The following is a 22,185-nucleotide window of genomic DNA, read 5'->3' on the forward strand; positions in this document are numbered from 1 at the left end:
TTCAAAGAAGCTAAGAAATCTGTTAATGAAATGGCACCTAACTTAAATTATTTAAATAAACAGTTGTTAAAAAAGACTTAATTGATTTGTTTCTGGTAAATCCCCTATGGCTCCGTGATTTGCCAAAGCTTCTACTACAGTCTTTGTAGCTTTACTTCTTATACGAAGATCTTCCTTAGATATAAATTCTCCATGATTTCTAGCTTCTGCTATAGCCTTTGCTGCATTTTCCCCTACTCCAGTAAGTCCACTTAAAGGAATTCTTATATTATCTCCTTCTATTGTAAATTTTACTGCCTCTGATTTATATACATCTACCGGTAGAAATTTTATACCTCTTTTGTACATTTCATAACAAAGTTCTAAGGTGGTAAGAAGACCTTTTTCTTTCGTACCTATATTGTTCCCCAAAGCATTTAATTCATCCATAGTATCTTTCATTGCTTCTTCACCCTTTATAACTAAATCACCATCAAAATCGTCTGCTCTAACAGTAAAATAAGTTGCATAATAAGCCTTTGGGTGATGAACCTTAAAATAAGCTATTCTCATAGCCATCATTACATAGGCAACAGCATGACCTTTAGGAAACATGTATTTAATTTTTTTACAGGACTCTATATACCAATCTGGAACATTATGTTCTCTCATTATGGCTTCAAACTCTTCTGATACCCCCTTTCCTTTCCTAACCTTCTCCATGATGGTAAACGCAGTCTTGGGCGGAAGGCCTTTATATATAAGATAAACCATAATATCATCTCTGGTAGATATACAATCTTTAAGAGTAGTATATCCTTCTTTTATATAATATTGAGCATTATTAAGCCATACGTCAGTACCATGAGAAAGACCAGAAATTCTAACTAAGTCAGAAAATGTTTGTGGTTTTGTATCTAATAGCATCTGTCTAACAAATTTAGTTCCAAACTCTGGAACACCATAACATCCAACTTCACAACCCAGTTCTTCAGGAGTTATTCCAAGAGCTTCTGTCCCTGTGAAAAGACTCAAAACCTTTGGGTCAGATAAAGGTACACTTTGAGGATTTATTCCAGTTAAATCTTGAAGCATCCTAAGCATAGTAGGATCGTCATGGCCTAGTATATCAAGTTTTAAAAGCCTACCACTAATAGAGTGATAATCAAAGTGAGTTGTTATTATATCTGATTTTGGATCATCTGCAGGATGTTGTATTGGACAAAAATTAAATATTTCATTGTCACTAGGTACAACCATAATTCCTCCTGGGTGTTGCCCTGAAGTTCTCTTTACCCCAGTACATCCAATAGTTAATCTTTCTATTTCTGCATTAGTAGTATTTATATCTCTTTCATCTAAATACTTTCTAACATATCCATAGGCAGTCTTATCTGCAATAGTCCCTATGGTTCCTGCTTTAAAGGTATGACCTTTTCCAAAAAGAACTTCTGTATATCTATGAATATCACCTTGGTTATCCCCTGAGAAATTTAAGTCTATATCTGGTTCCTTATCTCCCTCAAAGCCTAAGAAAGTTTCAAAAGGAATATCATGACCATCTTTTATATAAGGAGTTCCACATTTTTCGCAGTTTTTATCTGGTAAGTCAACTCCCGAACCTATGGATCCATCTAAAATGAATTCACTATTTTTACAATTAGGACATACATAATGAGGTGGAAGCCCATTAACCTCTGTTATATCTGACATGGTAGCTACAAAGGAAGATCCAACAGATCCCCTAGATCCAACTAGATATCCATCACTGATAGACTTTGCCACTAATTTTTGTGCTATAAGATAAAGCACCGCATATCCGTTATTTATAATAGAGTTTAATTCCTTATCAAGTCTTTTCTGAATAACTTCTGGAAGATTATCTCCATATATAGATTTTACTTTATTTAAAGTCATGTTTCTAATGTCATCCTCTGCACCCTCTATTTTAGGAGCATAGGTTTCATCTGGAATTGGTTTAACCTCTCCAACTAAGCTTTGTATATACTCAGGGTTTTCCACCACAATTTCCATGGCCTTTTCTTCACCTAAATACGAAAACTCTCTTAACATTTCTGTAGTGGTTTTGAAATATAGTGGAGGTTGATTATCAGCATCATCAAACCCTTTTCCAGCCATTAAAATTCTTCTAAAGACTTCATCTCGTGGTTCTAAAAAGTGTACATCCCCTGTGGCAACTACTTTTTTATTATAGAAATCTCCAAGTTCACATACCCTTCTATTGAGATCCCTAAGTCCTTCTTCATCCTTAACCATGTTCTTCTTTATTAAAAACTCATTATTCCCAATGGGTTGTACTTCTAAATAATCATAAAACTCCACTATATGTTCCATGTCTTCTAGGGATCTTCCTGCTAGAACTCCCTTAAATATCTCTCCAGCCTCACATGCAGAACCAATAATAAGTCCCTCTCTATATTCTTCTATTAGACTCTTAGGAAGCCTTGGTCGTCTTTGATAATAGTCTAAGTTAGAAAAGGATATTAGCTTATATAGATTTTTTAATCCAATCTGGTTTTTGGCTAAAATTATTACATGGTATGTAGGAGCTTTTTTTACATCAAAGGATTTTAAATATTCCTTATTAACTCCATCTAAATTATTAAAACCCTTCTCTATTAACATATCAAAGGATTTTAAAAGAATATCTCCAGTAGCCTTAGCATCATCCACAGCTCTATGATGGTTTTCTAAGGATATCTTTAAGTGTTCACATATTACATTAAGCTTATGCTTTTTAAGTTGTGGAAATAAAAATCTAGCTAAAGGTAATGTATCTATAATTCCATTTTTAAATTGCAACCCAAGATTTCTGCACTTAGACTTAATAAATCCCGTATCAAACTCCGCATTGTGAGCTACTACTACAGAACTCCCTACAAAGTCTAAAAACCTAGGAAGAACATCTTCTATGGTTTTGCAACCCCTCACCATATCATTACTTATACCTGTAAGCTCTGTTATTTTATATGGAATGCTCATCTCTGGATTTATAAGTTCATTAAAGCTATCAATAACATGTCCATTCTCTATTTTAACAGCTCCTATTTCTATAATACGATCTTGGTGACTTGAAAATCCTGTAGTTTCAATATCAAATACTACAAAGGAACTATTAAAATCTATTCCTCTACATCCGGTAGCTATACCTACTCCATCATTAACTAAATATCCCTCTATTCCATATATAATTTTTATATTATGTTTCTTCCCTGCATCCATGGCCTCTGGAAAGGCTTGAGCTACTCCATGATCTGTTATAGCAATTGCCTTATGTCCCCATTTAGCAGCTTTAGCAATAAGATTTGAAGGTGTAACCACTGCATCCATGGAGCTCATGGTAGTATGAGCATGAAGCTCTATCCTCTTAACTTCACAACCATCCATTCTTTCACTAGGTTTCAACTTTACAATAGACTTTGCATTAATCACTAAATCTTTAGAAAATCTATCAATTTCTACTTCCCCATAAACCTTGCAACATACCCCTGGTTTTAACTCTTCTAGCAGCTTTTCTACTTCTTCATTACTTCTTGGATATATTTTTATAGTTATAGAGCTAGTGTAATCAGTAATATATAAAGAAGGATATATTTTTCCACTTTTAGCTTCAAATATATTTACCTTAAATACATCTCCAGCCACAGCTACTCTCCCAGAGCCCATATTTAATTCACACATTTCTGTGGTTTCTTCATTTATATTTCTATTACCATATACCACATTGTCATCTAAAGGCTCTTTGCTCTTTCTATAATTCTCCTTCCAAGGACTAGCTTTTTTATCTCCCTTAGTTTCTTTAGCCTTTTCTTTAGCTTTATCACTAGATCTACTAGAAATCTTAGGACTATTTGCTATAATATCACTTACTATTCTCTTTTCTTCAATTTGCTTTTCTAGAATATAATCTTCTTCAATAGCCGATTCATCATAGTATATTTTTACTTCTACTTTAATGTTGAACATATTATAAATTTCGCTTTGTATTAACCTATCTATATTCTTATGACAAAGCATCTTAGATATAAATTCATTGGATATACCTATATTAATTCTGTCATTTTCTAGCTTTTTAACTGCTTTTAGTAAACTAGTCTTAGCAGAAGGAAAAGATGAGGCAAGAGAGTTAATCACATCTATCCAATACTCCCCCACCACATCTTCTAAAGCAACATGTTCTACATCTCTATACCACAAGATATCTATAGTACCTAAATCACTAAGTTTATCCTTAATAAGATTACATATATTCTCCTTCATAGGATCATCTAAGGAACTCTTGTGTTTTAATACTACCTTAACCATCTCGCTTTGTTTTAGATATTGAACTTTATTTATGATGATATCTTCATAAATAGGCAATCTACTATCATATCCTAGTAGTTCTGACAATGTCATTTAGATTCCTCCTATCTATAAACTTTCAATCTCCTTAATCAATTCATCCAGTAAATCTTCTTCTTTTACTTTTCTTACAATCTCACCTTTTCTAAAGATGAGACCTTCTCCATTACCACCAGCTATTCCTACATCTGCTTCTCTAGCTTCTCCTGGTCCATTAACTACGCATCCCATAATAGCTACCTTTATATTTTTATTTATGTGGCTTAATTTTTTTTCTGCTTCTTCTGCTATGCTAATAAGATCTATTTGAGTTCTTCCGCAGGTTGGGCAAGATACAAATTTTATTCCATCCTCTAACATGCCAATGGATTTTAATATTTCTCTTCCCACCTTAACTTCTTCAACTACATCTCCTGTAAGGGAAATTCTTAAGGTATCTCCTATGCCCTGTGCTAAAAGCGCTCCTACACCTACGCTGGATTTAACAGTGCCTCTCCATGTGGTACCTGCCTCTGTAACTCCAATATGCAACGGATAATTAACCTTACTAGAAACTATATTATAAGCCTCTATCATTTGAACTACGTCAGAAGATTTTATAGATATGATTATATCTTCAAAATTTACTGCTTCTAGAATTTTCACATGATTAAGAGCACTTTCTGCTAAAGCCTCACTACACACTCTACCGTATTTATTTAAAACTTCTTTTTCTAGAGATCCAGAGTTAACCCCAATCCTTATTGGTATATTTCTTTCTTTTGCAGCTTTCGCCACCATCTCAACTCTACTTATGTCACCAATATTTCCTGGATTAATTCTAAGTTTAGAAACTCCATTTTCTATAGACTTTAATGCTAATCTATAATCAAAGTGTATATCTGCAACTAAAGGAATGTGAATTTGTTTTACAATTTCCTTTATAGCTTCTGCAGCCTCCATACCGGGAACTGCACATCTTACTATATCACAACCACTTTCTTCAAGTCTTAAAATTTGCTCTACTGTGGAGGGTACATCTCTTGTATCTGTATTAGTCATGGATTGTACTGTAATTGTAGAATCTCCTCCAATGTATATATCTCCAACTTTAACTTTTCTTGTTTCTTTTCTCTTCATAATTTCCTCCTAAAACTGAATAGGATTTATAATATCTTTTAGCAATACCAAAACCATAAGAGACATCAATGCTAAAAATCCATAGTAATTAATTGTTGCAACCTTTTCTTTATTTACTTCCTTACCAGTTATGATCTGGAATAGTAATAGAAATATCCATCCACCGTCTAAGGCAGGGAAGGGAATTACATTAAATATTGCTAGTTGAACACTGAATAAAGCCATAATATTTAATAATGTAAGAATTCCTTGCTGAGCAGCTCTTCCTGAAATTTTCATAATGCTTATAGGACCTCCTACATCATCAGCAGAAACATTTCCTTTAAACAGTTGACCAAAAAAACCAAAGGTCTGTCTTATGGTGCTTCCCGTTTGATTAAGTCCATATTTTATAGATTCAATAAAGTTAGGCTTTACAACCTTAGAATATATCCCAACTTGAAATCTTTCTTCTCCTTCATTATAGGATGGTACTAAATCAAATTTTATTTTTTGTCCAGCTCTCTCTATTTCCATATTAACAGGCTTTCCTTCTCCTGTAAAAATCTCAGTAAGAAATTCTTCCCAGGTAGTAACCCTCTTACCATTGACTTCTGTAATCTTATCTCCAGCTTTTATTCCCACTTCCATGGCTGGTGAATTTTCTATTACTTTATCTACAACGTTAGTAGAATGTCCTTGAATACCTCCTACTAAACTAAAGAATAGTATAGCTATTATAAAATTCATTATAGGACCTGCTGCTACAATAGTTAACTTCTGAAAGGAAGTCTTATTAGAAAAAGCCCCGTCATCCACTACAGTTACATCATCTTCTTCTCCATACATTTTTACATAACCACCAATTGGAAGTGCTTTAATAAGATACTCTGTCTCCTTCCCCTTAATAGAAAATAACTTTGGTCCCATACCTAAGGAAAATTCGAGGACCTTTACACCATTAACTCTAGCCATTATAAAATGTCCAAACTCATGACCTATAATTAATACACTAAATGCAAGTAAAGCCATTAAAAAATACGGTATATTACCTATAATACTTTGCAATATTTTTCTCCCCTTCCACTCTATTCACTTATACATATCTCTTTAAAACATATTCCCTAACCTGCTTATCTATGTCTAAAACTTGTTGTAAATCTGGATTTTTCACATGCGGAAACTTATTCATGGCATCTTCTATTATTTCTTCAATCTGTAGATACTTAATCCTTGCATCCAGGAATAATTCTACTGCAATTTCATTAGCTCCATTATAAATTGCTGGCATATTACCACCAAGTTTTCCTGCTTTAAATGCTAATTCTAAGCATCTAAAAGTGTTTATATCGGGCTGTTCAAAGGTTAGACTTGAAACGGTTTTAAAATCTAACTTATCTGCTATAGCTGTCCTTCTATCAGGATAGCTTAGGGCATATTGGATAGGTAACCTCATATCTGTGCTTCCTAATTGAGCAATAATTGAACCATCTTTATACTCTACCATGGAATGTACAATACTTTGTGGATGAACTATAACTTCAATGTCATCATAAGAAACTCCAAATAAAAAGTGTGCTTCTATAACTTCTAATCCCTTGTTTACCAAGGTTGATGAATCTATAGAAATCTTTCTTCCCATGTTCCATTTAGGATGTTTTAAAGCCTCTTTAGGGGTAATTTCCTTCAAATCATCTCTAGTTTTGCCTCTAAATGGCCCACCTGAAGCGGTAAGTATTATCTTATTTATATCTTTTTTTTCATTACCCTGAATACATTGAAATATAGCTCCATGCTCTGAATCCACTGGAAGAATTTTAACACCATTTTCCTTTGCCTTTGCCATAACTATATCTCCAGCAACTACTAAGGTTTCTTTATTAGCTAATGCTATATTTTTCTTAGCTTCAATAGCCTTAATAGTTGGTTTCAATCCTGCAATTCCTACTACAGAAGTCAAAACCGTATCTATTTCTTTTAAAGTAGCAACTTTTTCTAGCGCTTCTTCTCCACCAAATAGGTTTACTTGTTTATTTTCTCTTTCACAATACTCCTTTATAGCTTCATAACATTTCTCATCTGTTATACCTATATATTTTGGACTAAACTCTTCTATAATATCCACTAATCCATTAAAGTTTCTATGAGCTGTAACCCCTATTAGGTTTACTTTATTTTCTTTATTTCTTATTATATCTAACGCCTGTGTTCCAATGGAACCAGTAACTCCAAGTATGCTTATGTTTTTCACTATTAACGCTCCTTTAATTTTATCTAAAAACATTATACCCTATAATATGTAATAATACAAAATACTAATAGTTAAATTAATTTTAATGCCAATAGCTAAATTAATTTTAAAGAATCAAAAATTAAAAGGGATTTCCCAAAACAAGCTACTCTTAAGTAAATGTTGAGCATCACTTATCTTATTCCTGCTCAGTACTTAAAGGCTTGTAAATTTTTCGAGAAATCCCTTAAATTAATAATACCTTAATAATTTCTTATAATTACGCTACAAAAATATTAATATAATAATATACCACCACGGATACTAGCAATATACTATCGAACCTATCTAATATACCACCATGTCCAGGAATCAAATTTGAGTAATCCTTAACACCCGCATGTCTTTTTATTGAAGATGCCACCAAGTCTCCACACTGTCCAAAAATTCCACCTAATAGACCAATTATCATATAGTTATATAGTGGGACTACTACTCCAAATTTAGTTATGATATATCCATAAATTGTACATCCTAAAATACTTCCTATAAGTCCGCCTACGGCTCCCTCTATGGTTTTTTTAGGGCTAACCCTTGGATTTAATTTGTGTTTTCCTAGATATCTACCAAAATAATAAGCTAAAGTATCACATCCCCATGAGGATATAAATATAAGCCATATGAAGAAGTTTCCATTTTCCATATTATTAAGTAATAATATAAAACTAAAAAATATGCCTACATAAAAACAAGGTAATATGGTCAATGCTACATCAATGAAGTTTCTATCAGTATCAAATACCGGAACTATCATTAAAAGGAATACTGCAAGGATAAATACACCCACAGCAACGTTTAAATTAAATCCATGTCCTAAATAGATATAATAAAGTAAACATAATAAATATCCTACTATAGATATAGGTTTATATCCATCCACTTTGCTTACCTTATAGAATTCATACATTCCACCAAGGGATAATAAAACTACAGAAATCTTTAAAAAATACCCCCCTAAAAATATAAACAGTAATAGAGGAGCTAATATCATTGCCCCTATGTATCTTTTATTCATTTGCCTCACCTCTTACTATACTCCACCAAATCTTCTATTTCTCTTTTGAAAATCACTAATTGCTCTTCTCAAATCTTCTTTTGTAAAGTCAGGCCAATTTATATTGGAAAACCAAAATTCAGAATAAGCACTTTGCCATAATAAATAATTACTAAGTCTTAATTCTCCACTGGGCCTTATAATAATATCAGGATCTGGCATACCACTAGTATACAAATGGTCTGATATGATTTTATCATCTATGTTATCTATTTGTAACTTTCCTTCTAATACTTCCTTAGCTATTTCTTTAACTCCTTTTACAATCTCATCTCTTCCTCCATAATTTAAGGCTATATTAAGAGTTAAACCTGTATTATTTCTAGTTTTATACATTGCATCCTCTACGGCAGCCTTTGATTTCTCCGGAAGTTTACTTATATCTCCTATAGAATTAAGTTTCACATTATTTCTATGTAGCTCCTCAAACTCCTTATTTATAAACTCTACTACTAAGTCCATCAAAGCTCCTACTTCTTCTTTTGTTCTCTTCCAATTTTCTGTTGAAAAAGCATATAAGGTTAAATATTTAACTCCCAGATTACTAGACTCCTCAACCATCATTTTAATATTTTTCATACCAGCTCTATGCCCCATAGTTCTTGGAAGTTTTCTTTGTTTAGCCCAACGACCATTCCCATCCATAATTATAGCTATATGGGCAGGGATTCGCTCCATATCTAATTGTATTTTTTCTTTAATTGTGTCTTTTTTAAACTTAAATATATCCAAAATATACCTCTCCATTTCAAGTAATCATGATGCTATTATATCACAAATACATAATAATAAAACCTGCAATATTTGCAGGTTTTATCTTACATATTATACTGACATTATTGACTTTTCTTTTTCTTCTATAGCCTTATCAATTAATTTGATAAACTTATCAGTTTCTTTTTGAATCTGATCTTCAGCTTTTTTAGATTCATCTTCACTGATTTCACTATTTTTCTTTAAGTTTTTAATCTTATCATTTGCATCACGTCTTATGGATCTGATAGCAACCTTAGCATCTTCACCACATTTTTTAACTGATTTAACTAAATTTTTTCTAGTCTCTTCAGTTAATTCTGGAACAATTAGCCTAATAACCTGACCATCATTACTAGGATTAATACCTAGATCTGATTTTAAAATTGCTTTTTCTATATCTTTCATGCAACTTTTGTCCCATGGTTGAATAAGAAGAACTCTTGGCTCTGGAGCAGATATGTTCCCTACTTGGTTAAGAGGTACCATTGTTCCATAACTTTCTACTAATATTCTATCAAGCATTGTAGGATTTGCTCTTCCAGCTTTTAATGTTCCAAGCTCATTTTGTAAGCTTAAAATAGTTTTGTTCATTTTCTCATCAGCATTTTTAATGATATCTTTTACCATAAAATTACCTCCATCAATTATTTGCATATATTAGATGATACTAAAGTACCAATATTTTCACCTTTTACCGCTCTTATAATATTATGAGGCTCATCTAAACCAAATACTAGAATAGGTATTTGATTATCCATACATAAGGATGTAGCAGTAGAATCCATAACCTGCAATCCTTTTTCTAATACCTCAATATAAGATAAATTATTAAACTTAACTGCACCCTCATGTTTATGAGGATCTTTATCATATACCCCATCAACTTTTTTAGCAAGCAAAATAACTTCTGCTTCTATTTCTGCTGCTCTTAAAGCTGCTGTAGTGTCTGTGGAGAAATATGGATTTCCTGTTCCTGCTGCAAATATTACAACTCTTCCCTTTTCAAGATGTCTCATTGCTCTTCTTCTAATGTAAGGTTCTGCTATTTCTCTCATTTCAATAGCTGTTTGAACCCTTGTATTAACACCTATAGCTTCCAAGGAGTCTTGTAATGCTAAAGCATTTATACATGTAGCAAGCATACCCATATAGTCCGCGGTAGTTCTATCCATGCCTTCACCACTTCTACCTCTCCATATGTTGCCGCCACCAACAACTGCACCTACTTCAACACCCATTTCAACTAACTTCTTAATTTGTAAAGCAATAGTGTTCGCTGTATCAAAATCAATGCCGTACCCCTTCTCTGACGCTAATGCCTCTCCTGAAAGTTTAAGCATGACTCTTTTATATTTCGCAGTTTCCATATATATATTATACCTCCAACTCAATATATTTACACCATATTTTTGTATTTTATCAATTAATAACTAAAATTAACCATAGAAATTACATTAGATACTTCAATGTAAATATGACTTTCTCTAGTTATATAGTTATTATAATACATGTAGATTTTAAAAAAAGAGAACCTAGGTTCTCTTTAATATTATCTTGTATTATTTTCCTTGCATTTGTCTTTGAACTTCTTCAGCAAAGTTTTCTTCTTTCTTTTCGATTCCTTCGCCTCTTTCAAATCTTGCAAATTTAACAACTTCCATAGTTGCTCCAAGTTTCTTTCCTTCTTCTTGAAGATACTTGCTTATAGTGTAATCTCCATTTTTAACCCATACTTGATCTACTAAGCAAACTTCTTTGTAGTATTTGCTTATTCTTCCCATAACCATTTTTTCAACTATGTTTTCTGGTTTTCCTTCGTTAAGAGCTTGAACTCTGTAAATTTCTTTTTCTTTTTCTAAAGATTCATTGTCTACTTGATCTTTGTTTAAGAATAATGGGTTAGCTGCTGCTACTTGCATTGCTACATCTTTAGCAACTGTTTTTAATACTTCATCTTGTTTTTCACAAGCTAATTGAACTAAAACACCTATTTTCCCATTTCCATGGATATAACTTTGAATTATTCCATTGTCAACTACAAACTTTTCAAATCTTCTTACAGACATGTTTTCACCTAATTTTGCAATTAGAGCTGTAACAGCGTCTTGAAGAGTTATGCTTTCATCTCCAACATATTTTTCTGCTAATAATCCTTCTACAGTAGTTACATTAGTAGTTGCTGCCATTTTAGCTACATTTGCTGCTAATGCTTTAAAGTCATCGTTTGCTGCAACGAAGTCAGTTTCACAGTTAACTTCTACTACAGAACCTATTTTCATATCTTCTGATATATAAGTAGTAACTATACCTTCAGCTGCTATTCTTCCAGCTTTTTTAGTTGCTGCTGCTAATCCTTTTTCTCTTAAAACTTCTACTGCTTTTTCCATATCTCCATTTGTTTCGCTAAGAGCTTTTTTACAATCCATCATTCCTGATCCAGTTCTTTCTCTTAACTCTTTTACCATTGCTGCTGTTATCATCTTTATTCCTCCTTTAATTTCCTAACAAAAAGGTAAATGAAAGATTTCTCTCTCATCTACCTTTAAAATTTCATATGTTTTACAACCATAGATGAGGCTGTTTGAAATTTACTTAGAAAGTTGCTATATTATTCAGCTACTTCTTCACCTTGTCTTGCTTCAATTATAGCATCAGCTAATCTTTCAGTTATTAATTTAACTGCTCTTATAGCATCATCATTTCCTGGGATTACATAGTCAACATCATCTGGATCACAGTTTGTATCAACTATTGCTATTACAGGAATTCCTAGTGTTTTAGCTTCAAGTATAGCATTTTTTTCTTTTCTTGGATCAACTATAAATAAAGCTCCAATATTCTTAGCATCCATGTTTCTAATTCCGCCAAGGTTCTTTTCTAATTTTTCTCTTTCATTTTTAAGTTGAATAACTTCTTTTTTAGGAAGAACATCAAATGTTCCATCTTCTTCCATTTTATCTAAAGCTTCAAGTCTACCTATTCTTGTTTTAATAGTTCTGAAGTTAGTTAACATTCCACCTAACCATCTGTTGTTTACAAAATGCATGCTTGATCTGATAGCTTCTTCTTGGATAGCTTCTTGAGCTTGCTTTTTAGTTCCAACAAATAATATATCTTTTCCTTCTTCTGATACTGATTTTATGAAATCATATGCTTCATCAATTTTCTTAACTGTTTTTTGTAAGTCAATGATATAGATACCATTTCTCTCAGTGAAGATGTATGGAGCCATTTTAGGGTTCCATCTTCTTGTTTGATGTCCAAAATGAACACCTGCTTCTAATAATTGTTTCATTGAAATAACTGCCATTTTAATATACCTCCTGGTTTTTTCCTCCACTACCATCATTTTTATTAAATACTCCTTAAAGCACCTTTTAATAAATTCAGTAGTGTGTGTATTTTCTTACCTTGTGTATTATATCACATAGAAAATCAATGTTCAACAAATTTATTTCTAAATAACAAGGTTAATTTTAAATTTTTATTATTTAAAATTCTGTTAATACAATAATTATAATTTTTCATAATTAATATATATTAATTCTAGAATTTTAAAAGATAGATCCCTGAAACCCGCATGGATAGAACAAATAGTAAACTATTTAACTATTTACCTAGTTAAATAGTTTACATTGTAACTGTTTAACTAGACAACTATTCATATAGTTTCCTAGAAAACTTTTAAAATACATGTGAGTATTGAAAGAATCCTTTTTATTAAAAATAAAAATCCTTTATCAGGATTTTTATTTTTAATATTTTTCTACATATTGTATTAAATTATTTAAGCTTATTTAATTCATCTATTAATTTCTCATTTAGAATCTTTATGTGAGTACCCTTCATTCCTAAAGATCTAGATTCTATAACTCCAGCACTTTCAAACTTTCTAAGAGCATTTACTATAACAGATCTAGTTATTCCAACCTTATCTGCTATTTTAGATGCAACTAAAAGTCCTTCACTACCATCAAGTTCATTAAATATATGTTCTACGGCTTCTAACTCTGAATAAGATAATGTTCCTATTGCTAATTGAACTATAGCTTTTTTTCTTGCTTCTTCTTCTATTTCATCAGTCTTAGCTCTTAACATTTCCATTCCTACAATAGTACCACTATATTCTGCAATAACTAAATCATCTTCAGTAAACTGGTTAGAAAATCTTGATAACAATAAAGTTCCCAATCTTTCTCTATTCCCATTAATAGGAACTATAGTTGATAGCATATCTTTGAAGTCACATTGAACTTCTCCATTAAATACACAAATACCACTGCTTGGCATATTTGCCTTTGTCTCATCTATATTTAGCAGTTTAGCATTATATTGCTCTGGAAATCTTTTATTTTCAACTACTTGTTCTTTAACTTTATCGCATTCAAATCCATAGGAAAGATTATATCCTAAAACTTTCCCCTTTCTACTAATAACATATACATTACAATCTAACACTTCACTTAGAAGTTCACATATATCATCAAAAACTACTGGTTCTGAACCTGACTTTTGTAAAATTTTGTTTAATTTTCTTGTTTTTTCTAATAATGACATCACTATTCCTCCTTCTTCTTTTTTCACTTTTCATAATGCTATTTATCACTGCAACCTTTTAAATAATTCAAAATATTCTTTTCTTTCACAAATTTTAGAATTGTTTCGTTGCCATATACCATCATAACATATAGAATTTATTCTATCAACATGTTTTTTATTAATTTTCGACATATTTAACCTATTTTTAAATTAAATTTTACTTCAAGGTAATTTTTAACTAATATAACCCATTTTATTTATTATCTGTTAACTCCTTATGCTTACATTCTGAGTTAATGCATTCTAAATAATCACCTTTTGCTTTGCTATATCTTTTAGCCATTACACTTCCACACTGAGGGCACTTCTTTTCTGTAGGTTCATGCCAACTTACAAAATCGCATTGTGGATAATTTCCACATCCATAAAATATCTTACCTTTTTTGCTTCTCTTTTCTAAAACATTTCCTCCACACTTAGGACACTTTACGTCTAATTCTCTAGCCATGGTCTTTGTATTTTTACACTCTGGATATCCTGGACATGCAAGAAACTCACCAAATCTTCCTTGTTTTATCACCATAAGTCTTCCACATTTATCACATGGTATGTCAGATACCTTATCTTCTATAGTTATCTTAGCTATTTCTTTTTCGGCTATTTCTATAGCTTCCTTTAGTGGTACGAAGAATTCTTCTACTACAGATTTCCAATTAGCATTTCCTTCTTCTATGCTGTCTAGTTTACTTTCCATTTCAGCAGTAAATTCTACATCAACTATTTGTTTAAAATATTCACTAACTATATTATTAACTATGAATCCTAATTCCGTAGGAAATAATACCTTCTTTTCTCTATCTACATATTTCCTGCTTAATAAGGTGGTAATTGTAGGTGCATAAGTACTCGGTCTACCTATTCCATTTTCCTCTAAAGTTTTAACTAAGGATGCCTCTGAAAATCTTGCTGGAGGTTGAGTAAAATGTTGTTTTCCATCTACAGATTTTTCTATTAACTTTTCATCTGTATTTAAAGTTGGTAATTTTGCATTTCCATCCTCTTCTTCATTATCTGTAGCATAGATTTTAGTAAACCCATCGAATCTCACCTTAAATCCTGAAGCTTTAAATAAATAATCCCCATTGCTTATTGAAATTGATGTAGTATCAATTATTGCAGACTCCATTTGGCTAGCTACGAACCTATTCCAAATTAAAGTGTAGAGTTTTAATTGATCATTGCTTAAGGTTTCCTTAGCAATTTCTGGAGTAATCTCTACATTAGTGGGTCTTATAGCTTCGTGAGCATCTTGTGCTCCCTTCTTACCTTTGTAAGCTCTTTTAACCTTTGGTGCATATTTATCTCCATAGATATTTTTTATAAATTCAAGAGTAGCTCCCTGAGCCTCCTCTGATACTCTTACTGAGTCTGTTCTCATATAAGTAATAAGACCAATAGTTCCATGTCCTTTAATTTCTATACCCTCATACAACTGTTGTGCTGTTGCCATGGTTTTTTTAGTTGAAAAGTTTATTTTTCTATAGGCATCTTGTTGAAGAGTACTAGTAGTAAATGGTGGTAGTGGATTTTTAGATTTAGCTGTATCTTTTATATCTTTAACCACAAATTCACCTTGCTGTACAACTTTTATAATATTATTAGCTTCTTCTTCCTTATTTATAATAATTTTTTTCCCTTTTTTACTATGCAATTTCACTGTAAAGGTTTTTGTTTCTGCTAATTTAGATACTTTTGCTTCCACAGTCCAATATTCTTCTGGTACAAAAGCTTGAATTTCCTTTTCTCTATCGCATATTATTCTAAGAGCTACAGATTGTACTCTTCCGGCACTTAATCCCCACTTTATTTTTCTCCAAAGTATAGGACTTATCTCATATCCTACTAATCTATCTAATACTCTTCTAGCCTGTTGAGCATCAAATACATTTTCATTTATCTTTCTTGGAGATTTTATGGCATTTTTTACAGCACTTTTTGTTACCTCATTGAACTCTATTCTACATGACTCTTCAGTGTCTATTTTTAATATGTTAGCTAAATGCCAAGATATAGCTTCCCCTTCTCTATCAGGGTCCGTAGCAAGATATATTTTTTCACTTTTTTTAGCTTGCTTCTTAATCTTATCTAAAAGTTCCCCTTTACCTCTAATAGTTATGTATTTTGGTTCATAATTTTTTTCTATATCTACCCCTAATTGACTTTTAGGTAAATCTCTTACATGACCCATAGATGCTTCTACTACATAATTTTTTCCTAAATACTTCTTTATGGTTTTCGCTTTTGCTGGCGACTCAACTATGACTAATTTTTGCCCCATTCTAACCCCTCCATTATAGCTTATAATTTTTTACTTTATTACATATTTATAAGCACCATGCAGATTTCTCATAATCTTTTTATTATATATAAAATTCTACATCCTACTATATTTTAAAATATTATTATCTCATTGCAAGTCATAATATACAAACCTTATTAAATATTTCATAAAATTTTAACTATTTATTAATTCTAACATAAAAGTTTCCACTTAAACATAAAATCTCCTCTTTTACTTGCAACTCAAATAATAACTTATATAATCGATTAATGTCAACATCAACTAATTTAATTATTTTATCAATGTGTATAGGATTATCATCTATAACTTGATATATTCTTTCCTCTAATTTGCTTTTTACAGTAGTTATATTTTTATTATCTATGGAAACTCTAGAAATATTCAATAAATTTAACACATCTTCTATGTCTGTATAAACATAGGCACCATCTTTTATTAATTTATTGGTCCCTTTACTTTCACTGGAGAATATACTCCCTGGCACAACAATTATATTTTTCCCTTGCTCTAAAGCTGATCCTACAGTAATTAGCGTCCCACTTTTTTCTCCGCCTTCAGTGACAACTAACAATTCGCACATACCACTAATAATTCTATTTCTCATTGGAAAATTTCTACTTAAAGGTGGTGTTTCCAAGGGAAACTCACTAATTATACAACCACCGTTTTCTAAAATTTCATGGTAGAGTCTATAGTTTTCTTTAGGATATATAACATCAATTCCACTACCTAAAACTGCAATTGTATTAATGTTGTTCTTTATTGCGGCCCTATGAGCTACAGAATCAATACCTTTAGCCATACCACTTACAATATTTATTTCATAAGGACTTAACTGTTCCACCATACTATTAGTTACGTCTATCCCATATCTAGTACACTTCCTAGAACCCACAATAGAGATATTCTTTTTTTCATTAACCGTTGAAATATCCCCCTTGTAAAATATACCAAAAGGTGCATCCTCATACTGCAGTAAACTTATAGGATAATCTATATCATAAATAGTACAAATATGTATATCCTTAATGGATTTACATTCTTCAGCAACCAACTCTTCAATTTTTATATATGACTTTTGAAACTTTTCTACAATTTTTTTAGGCAATAGTGTCATATTATCATTAATCACCATTTTTCTCAAGGTATCAAAATCATGATATTCATCATAAATATATTTTTTCATATTATTAGATACTTCTGTAGTAATAATCCATAATTTAAATAAATCGACCATCTATACTCTCCTAATTCTTTATATTATATCTTCCCTTATGTACTTCCTATATTGAAGTGCTTCAATAATATGATTTTCTTCTATGGATTTATTGCCATCTAAATCCGCAATAGTTCTAGCTACTTTTAAAATCCTATTATAAACTCTAGTACTAAGCCCGTATTTTTTGTATGTATATTCAAGAATCCTATTAGAATCCCCATTAAGCTTACAGTACTTTTTTATATGACTAGAAGACATATTGCTATTATATTTTATATGTTCATTCCTAAATCTTTCACTTTGTATCTCCCTTGCTCTTTCTATCCTAAGGGCCATAACCTCTGATTTTTCTTCTTTTTTATCACTATTTATAGTCTCATAGGATATGGAATTTACTGGAGTGAAAATATCTATTCTCTCTAATAAAGGTCCAGATAATCTAGATAAATATCTTTTCACTTCGCTATCACTACATTTACATAACCTTGTTTCACTTCCATACATCCCACAGTTGCAAGGATTCATAGCTGCCACAAGCATAAAATCCGCTGGATAAGTTATTGTTCCATTTACTCTTGAAATTCTTACCCTCTTATTCTCTAAAGGCTGTCTTAGAACTTGAAGAGCCCTTTTATCAAATTCTAATATTTCATCTAGGAATAACACTCCATTGTGAGCTAAAGATACTTCTCCTGCTGAGGGGTTTCTGCCACCACCAATTAAGGCAGTACTAGTAATTGTATGATGAGGATTCCTAAAGGGTCTATTTCCCATTAGTCCCTCTTCCTTAAGCTCTCCACTAATACTATATATCTTCGTAACCTCTAGAGCTTCGTCATCGGTAAGAGGCGGCATAATAGAAATAACCCTCTCTGCCAGCATAGTTTTTCCCGATCCTGGAGTTCCATACATAAGTACATTATGATTTCCTGCTACAGCAACCTCCAATGCTCTTTTAGCTGCTTGCTGTCCTATGACATCTTCAAAATCTAATGGAGAATTATTATTTTTATACTTTTCTCTACTGGTAAATGTATAGGGTTTTACATCCTTATAAGTAAAAAGATGAATTACCTCACTCAAATTCCTAATAGGATATATATTGGCTTCTTCAATACAAGCACATTCATCTTTATTTTCAATAGGTACTATATAGTTCTTTACGCCATGTTTTATACCTTCGATTACAATGGGAAGAGCCCCTTTAATTTTATTTACATTTCCATTTAAGGACAACTCACCCATAAATATAAAATTATCTGGCTCTTCTAAGAAAAGTTGATTAGTTGCTAAAAGAATTCCTACAGCTATAGGCAAATCATAGTGTGAGCCTTCCTTTCGTATATGAGCTGGAGCTAAATTTATAGTTATTCTACTAATTGGAAAATCTAAAGAAGAATTGGTTATAGCTGATCTAACTCTATCCTTAGATTCTTTTACAGCAGTATCCCCTAAACCTACAATATTAAAATTAGGTAACCCATAGGTGATATCTACCTCTACATTAATTAATATACCTTCTACTCCAGAAAAGGCTGCAGTCTTTATTTGAATTGACATAATTTCACCCTCTAAATATAAATTTCCAACTTTAATAGTGTAAGTATTGACCATTGAATTTAGAATAAATCAACTTTGTAAAAATTTTAATTAAATCAAAGTTTAGCTTTGGATTATATTGTCTAAGATGTAGACAGAGTTCTTTGCATTAAAGGGAGTTTTAAATGAAGATTTTAAATAAAACTATAGGTAATTATGGAGAAAATCTAGCTAGAGAATATATTGAAAAAAAGGGATATATAATATTAGAAGAAAACTTTTTATGTAAGTTAGGGGAAATTGATATTATAGCTAAGGATAATAATTATATTTGCTTTATAGAGGTAAAAACTCGATATAGCAAAAGATACGGTACCCCATTAGAAAGTATCACTAATGCTAAAAAAAGAAAATTGTATAAAACTGCACAATATTATATTTGTTTAAAAAATATACATAAATCTTGTTTTAGATTTGATGCCATAGAGGTAACACTGATTTCTTCTGGTGAATCCCCTAATATTACACTCATTAAAAATGCTTTCTAAAAAGTAAATACCTGAATAAAAAAGTAATTAGATAACTTTTTTATTCAGGTATTTTTTATTTTATTAATTATTTGTTAAGTATGTTTTTCAGAAAACTTTCTCTATGAATTGGACAGCTACCATGATAAATTATTGCATCTATATGTTCTTTGGTACCATATCCTACATTTTTATCAAAGTGATATTGTGTATACTTCTTACTATACTCTTCCATTAAATTATCTCTATATACTTTAGCTATTATAGAGGCACACGCAATGGCAGCACTTCTAGTATCTCCTTTAATTACAGCTTCATTTCTAAGGTTAAATTCTCTTATAGTATATCCATCTGATAATACTATATCTGGAGTAACTTTTAGTTCTCCCACAGCCATTTTGAAAATCTCATTGTTACAAAATCCTATGCCTTCTTTATCTATTTCTCTGTTGGTTTTTAGGGCTATAGAATAACTTATTGCTTCTTTTTTTATTATATCACTTAACTCTTCTCTTACTTCTTTAGTTAACTTCTTAGAATCATTTATTCGTAATATTAAATTCCTTGAATTATTGTCAAGAACTACTGCAGCAGCAACTATAGGACCTGCTAAGGGACCTCTTCCAACTTCATCTACACCAGCTACAATATCATATCCATAGCTTTTATCAAAATCATATAATTTTTCTACTCTATCATATTCATTTTTATAATGCTCCACATATTTTCTTAGAGTTTCTCCTAAAGCTCTTACATTTTTCCTATGATCATTGTTTAATACTTGATATATAGCTTCATAATCTGCCTCATGGCTACTTACATCTTTTAATGACATAAACCCACGGACAGAAGATTTTATATCGTTAAATCTCATAGTTTTAATTTCTTTTAAAAAATTTATACTACTCATATTTATTTTCTGTATCAGGTACCTCTAGTGAAATAGGACCTAACTTTCCCCCCCTAAATTCATCTAATAGCATTACAGCTACTCTATTATAATCTATGTTGCCCCCTGAAATTATAGCACCTCTTTTTTTACCTATGTTATCCATATTAGTAAGAGGATTTTCGTCTAATTCTTTAAGCTTATATCTGTCCACTAGCCTTGATCCATGCGTACTTTGAAGTCTTTCTATAAGCTTTAATGCCAATTCCTCAACATCCATTATCTCATCCTTTATAGCTCCAGTAAAGGCTAAATTAAGCCCTACTGTATCGTCTTCAAATTTAGGCCATAAAACTCCTGGAGTATCCATAAGTTCTATACCCATCTTTGTTTTTATCCATTGTTTACTCTTTGTAACACCAGGTCTATCTCCCGTTTTAGCAGCACTGTTTTTTGCCATCCTATTTATAAATGTAGATTTTCCTACGTTAGGGATTCCAACAACCATTACTCTGGTAATAATATTTACTACGCCTTTACTTTTAAGCCTGTCATGCTTTTCTTTTAAAAGCTCTTCTAGAGTGGGTTTAATCTTGTTAAGCCCTGATCCTGTAAGACAGTTAACAGACAATACTCTAGTTTTATCATCTGATAATTTATTTACCCACTTCTTTGTTACATATTCTTCACTAAGATCGCTTTTATTAAATAAAATTATTCTAGGCTTCTCACTACTGATATCTTCAATGTCTGGATTAGAACTTGAATAAGCTATTCTTGCATCACGAATTTCTACTATTGCATCTACTAACTTTAAATTTTCTTTTATTTCTCTTCTGGTCTTTGCCATATGTCCAGGAAACCAGTTTATACTCATTTATCTCACTCCTAAGAATTTTATAATTAGATATATTAAATTAACTATTTTAGTATTCACCACATTTACAATAAATACTTCTATATGTGTAATAAAAAAAGGGACTATCTAGCCCCATTTTCTTACATTCTCTCTTTTACTTTAGCAGCCTTACCTACTCTATCTCTTAAGTAGAATAATTTAGCTCTTCTTACTTTTCCTCTTCTAACTACGTCGATTTTTTCTATAACAGGCGTATTTATTGGGAAAGTTTTTTCAACTCCAACTCCTGATGCAAATCTTCTTACTGTAAAAGTTTCTCTAGCTCCACCATTTTGTCTTTTAAGAACGGTACCTTCAAATATTTGAACTCTTTCTTTGTTACCTTCTTTGATTCTGATGTGAACTTTAACTGTATCTCCTACATTGAACTCAGGTAAGTCAGTTCTTAATTGTTCTGCTTCTATAGCTTTTATTATATCTAACATTGTGCATTCCCTCCTAAAATTTATTATGACGTTCTTACTCACATTTGGTGACAGAGGACCGCCCGTACTAGCACAATCATCATTTTATCATATAATATTTCAATGTGCAATATTATTTATCCTTTTTATGATGTCTTATTATACAGCATGTGATTATGTCCCAATTGAAATTGTAGTATAATAAACCTCATGACTTAATATGAGGTGCTTAAATGAGAAAGGTA

At 31.5% G+C, this 22,185-nt stretch carries 18 protein-coding genes; 1 reads left to right on the forward strand and 17 read right to left on the reverse strand.

What is annotated here, in order from left to right; translation table 11 throughout:
- Window positions 1-66: 66 nt before the first annotated feature.
- From B2694_RS08075 to B2694_RS08140, 14 genes are all read right to left on the reverse strand, one after another.
- Window positions 67-4,398 carry a PolC-type DNA polymerase III gene (locus B2694_RS08075; protein WP_346885291.1) on the reverse strand — a complete coding sequence of 1,444 codons (4,332 nt, stop codon included), beginning with the start codon at window positions 4,396-4,398 and terminating at the stop codon, window positions 67-69.
- 15 nt (window positions 4,399-4,413) lie between these two features.
- The gene (gene ispG, locus B2694_RS08080) at window positions 4,414-5,463 is read right to left on the reverse strand and encodes a flavodoxin-dependent (E)-4-hydroxy-3-methylbut-2-enyl-diphosphate synthase (protein WP_346885292.1); all 1,050 of its coding nucleotides are present in this window, start codon (window positions 5,461-5,463) and stop codon (window positions 4,414-4,416) included.
- Window positions 5,464-5,472: 9 nt separating this feature from the next.
- The gene (rseP, locus tag B2694_RS08085; protein ID WP_346885302.1) at window positions 5,473-6,474 is read right to left on the reverse strand and encodes an RIP metalloprotease RseP; all 1,002 of its coding nucleotides are present in this window, start codon (window positions 6,472-6,474) and stop codon (window positions 5,473-5,475) included.
- Window positions 6,475-6,538: 64 nt separating this feature from the next.
- Window positions 6,539-7,693 carry a 1-deoxy-D-xylulose-5-phosphate reductoisomerase gene (locus B2694_RS08090; RefSeq protein ID WP_346885293.1) on the reverse strand — a complete coding sequence of 385 codons (1,155 nt, stop codon included), beginning with the start codon at window positions 7,691-7,693 and terminating at the stop codon, window positions 6,539-6,541.
- A 259-nt stretch (window positions 7,694-7,952) separates the two neighbouring features.
- The gene (locus tag B2694_RS08095) at window positions 7,953-8,747 is read right to left on the reverse strand and encodes a phosphatidate cytidylyltransferase (protein ID WP_346885294.1); all 795 of its coding nucleotides are present in this window, start codon (window positions 8,745-8,747) and stop codon (window positions 7,953-7,955) included.
- A 15-nt stretch (window positions 8,748-8,762) separates the two neighbouring features.
- Window positions 8,763-9,521, reverse strand: coding sequence for an isoprenyl transferase (locus B2694_RS08100; protein WP_414632722.1), 759 nt, complete (start codon window positions 9,519-9,521; stop codon window positions 8,763-8,765).
- A 90-nt stretch (window positions 9,522-9,611) separates the two neighbouring features.
- Window positions 9,612-10,169 (reverse strand): ribosome recycling factor, encoded by a 558-nt coding sequence (gene frr / locus B2694_RS08105; protein WP_035132788.1) that lies wholly within the window; start codon window positions 10,167-10,169, stop codon window positions 9,612-9,614.
- A 17-nt stretch (window positions 10,170-10,186) separates the two neighbouring features.
- Entirely contained in the window at window positions 10,187-10,909 is a 723-nt protein-coding gene (pyrH, locus tag B2694_RS08110) for a UMP kinase (RefSeq protein WP_035132786.1), read from the reverse strand.
- Between the two features lie 192 nt (window positions 10,910-11,101).
- The gene (gene tsf, locus B2694_RS08115) at window positions 11,102-12,022 is read right to left on the reverse strand and encodes a translation elongation factor Ts (protein WP_035132784.1); all 921 of its coding nucleotides are present in this window, start codon (window positions 12,020-12,022) and stop codon (window positions 11,102-11,104) included.
- A gap of 128 nt (window positions 12,023-12,150) precedes the next feature.
- The gene (gene rpsB / locus B2694_RS08120) at window positions 12,151-12,852 is read right to left on the reverse strand and encodes a 30S ribosomal protein S2 (RefSeq protein ID WP_035132782.1); all 702 of its coding nucleotides are present in this window, start codon (window positions 12,850-12,852) and stop codon (window positions 12,151-12,153) included.
- Between the two features lie 473 nt (window positions 12,853-13,325).
- Window positions 13,326-14,102 carry a GTP-sensing pleiotropic transcriptional regulator CodY gene (gene codY, locus B2694_RS08125; protein WP_035132780.1) on the reverse strand — a complete coding sequence of 259 codons (777 nt, stop codon included), beginning with the start codon at window positions 14,100-14,102 and terminating at the stop codon, window positions 13,326-13,328.
- Between the two features lie 232 nt (window positions 14,103-14,334).
- The gene (gene topA, locus B2694_RS08130; protein ID WP_346885296.1) at window positions 14,335-16,419 is read right to left on the reverse strand and encodes a type I DNA topoisomerase; all 2,085 of its coding nucleotides are present in this window, start codon (window positions 16,417-16,419) and stop codon (window positions 14,335-14,337) included.
- Window positions 16,420-16,600: 181 nt separating this feature from the next.
- The gene (gene dprA, locus B2694_RS08135) at window positions 16,601-17,680 is read right to left on the reverse strand and encodes a DNA-processing protein DprA (protein WP_346885297.1); all 1,080 of its coding nucleotides are present in this window, start codon (window positions 17,678-17,680) and stop codon (window positions 16,601-16,603) included.
- An 18-nt stretch (window positions 17,681-17,698) separates the two neighbouring features.
- Window positions 17,699-19,222 carry a YifB family Mg chelatase-like AAA ATPase gene (locus B2694_RS08140; protein WP_346885298.1) on the reverse strand — a complete coding sequence of 508 codons (1,524 nt, stop codon included), beginning with the start codon at window positions 19,220-19,222 and terminating at the stop codon, window positions 17,699-17,701.
- 164 nt (window positions 19,223-19,386) lie between these two features.
- On the opposite strand from B2694_RS08140, the gene B2694_RS08145 reads away from it, so the two are divergent.
- On the forward strand, window positions 19,387-19,749 hold the full coding sequence (locus tag B2694_RS08145) for a YraN family protein (RefSeq protein WP_346885299.1): 363 nt from the start codon (window positions 19,387-19,389) through the stop codon (window positions 19,747-19,749).
- Window positions 19,750-19,816: 67 nt separating this feature from the next.
- Here the strand turns inward: B2694_RS08145 and B2694_RS08150 are convergent, their stop codons facing one another.
- The 3 genes from B2694_RS08150 to rplS all read right to left on the reverse strand — a co-directional run bounded on the left by B2694_RS08150 (window position 19,817) and on the right by rplS (window position 21,961).
- Window positions 19,817-20,563: a ribonuclease HII gene (locus B2694_RS08150; protein WP_414632723.1), complete on the reverse strand. Its 747-nt coding sequence runs from the start codon at window positions 20,561-20,563 to the stop codon at window positions 19,817-19,819.
- Window positions 20,564-20,630: 67 nt separating this feature from the next.
- Window positions 20,631-21,494 (reverse strand): ribosome biogenesis GTPase YlqF, encoded by an 864-nt coding sequence (ylqF, locus tag B2694_RS08155; RefSeq protein ID WP_346885300.1) that lies wholly within the window; start codon window positions 21,492-21,494, stop codon window positions 20,631-20,633.
- Window positions 21,495-21,616: 122 nt separating this feature from the next.
- Window positions 21,617-21,961 carry a 50S ribosomal protein L19 gene (gene rplS / locus B2694_RS08160; protein ID WP_035132767.1) on the reverse strand — a complete coding sequence of 115 codons (345 nt, stop codon included), beginning with the start codon at window positions 21,959-21,961 and terminating at the stop codon, window positions 21,617-21,619.
- Window positions 21,962-22,185: the final 224 nt, after the last annotated feature.

This window comes from Clostridium sp. UBA4395 (assembly GCF_002390995.1).
Lineage (GTDB): Bacteria > Bacillota > Clostridia > Clostridiales > Clostridiaceae > Clostridium_J > Clostridium_J sulfidigenes.

Excerpts from the sequence above, each read along its gene's own strand:
- B2694_RS08075 (WP_346885291.1), bottom strand. The coding sequence starts at position 4,398 with ATGACATTGTCAGAACTACTAGGATATGATAGTAGATTGCCTATTTAT.
- ispG (WP_346885292.1), bottom strand. The coding sequence starts at position 5,463 with ATGAAGAGAAAAGAAACAAGAAAAGTTAAAGTTGGAGATATATACATT.
- rseP (WP_346885302.1), bottom strand. The coding sequence starts at position 6,474 with ATGGCTTTACTTGCATTTAGTGTATTAATTATAGGTCATGAGTTTGGA.
- B2694_RS08095 (WP_346885294.1), bottom strand. The coding sequence starts at position 8,747 with ATGAATAAAAGATACATAGGGGCAATGATATTAGCTCCTCTATTACTG.
- frr (WP_035132788.1), bottom strand. The coding sequence starts at position 10,169 with ATGGTAAAAGATATCATTAAAAATGCTGATGAGAAAATGAACAAAACT.
- pyrH (WP_035132786.1), bottom strand. The coding sequence starts at position 10,909 with ATGGAAACTGCGAAATATAAAAGAGTCATGCTTAAACTTTCAGGAGAG.
- tsf (WP_035132784.1), bottom strand. The coding sequence starts at position 12,022 with ATGATAACAGCAGCAATGGTAAAAGAGTTAAGAGAAAGAACTGGATCA.
- rpsB (WP_035132782.1), bottom strand. The coding sequence starts at position 12,852 with ATGGCAGTTATTTCAATGAAACAATTATTAGAAGCAGGTGTTCATTTT.
- topA (WP_346885296.1), bottom strand. The coding sequence starts at position 16,419 with ATGGGGCAAAAATTAGTCATAGTTGAGTCGCCAGCAAAAGCGAAAACC.
- dprA (WP_346885297.1), bottom strand. The coding sequence starts at position 17,680 with ATGGTCGATTTATTTAAATTATGGATTATTACTACAGAAGTATCTAAT.
- B2694_RS08140 (WP_346885298.1), bottom strand. The coding sequence starts at position 19,222 with ATGTCAATTCAAATAAAGACTGCAGCCTTTTCTGGAGTAGAAGGTATA.
- B2694_RS08145 (WP_346885299.1), top strand. The coding sequence starts at position 19,387 with ATGAAGATTTTAAATAAAACTATAGGTAATTATGGAGAAAATCTAGCT.
- B2694_RS08150 (WP_414632723.1), bottom strand. The coding sequence starts at position 20,563 with ATGTCATTAAAAGATGTAAGTAGCCATGAGGCAGATTATGAAGCTATA.
- ylqF (WP_346885300.1), bottom strand. The coding sequence starts at position 21,494 with ATGAGTATAAACTGGTTTCCTGGACATATGGCAAAGACCAGAAGAGAA.
- rplS (WP_035132767.1), bottom strand. The coding sequence starts at position 21,961 with ATGTTAGATATAATAAAAGCTATAGAAGCAGAACAATTAAGAACTGAC.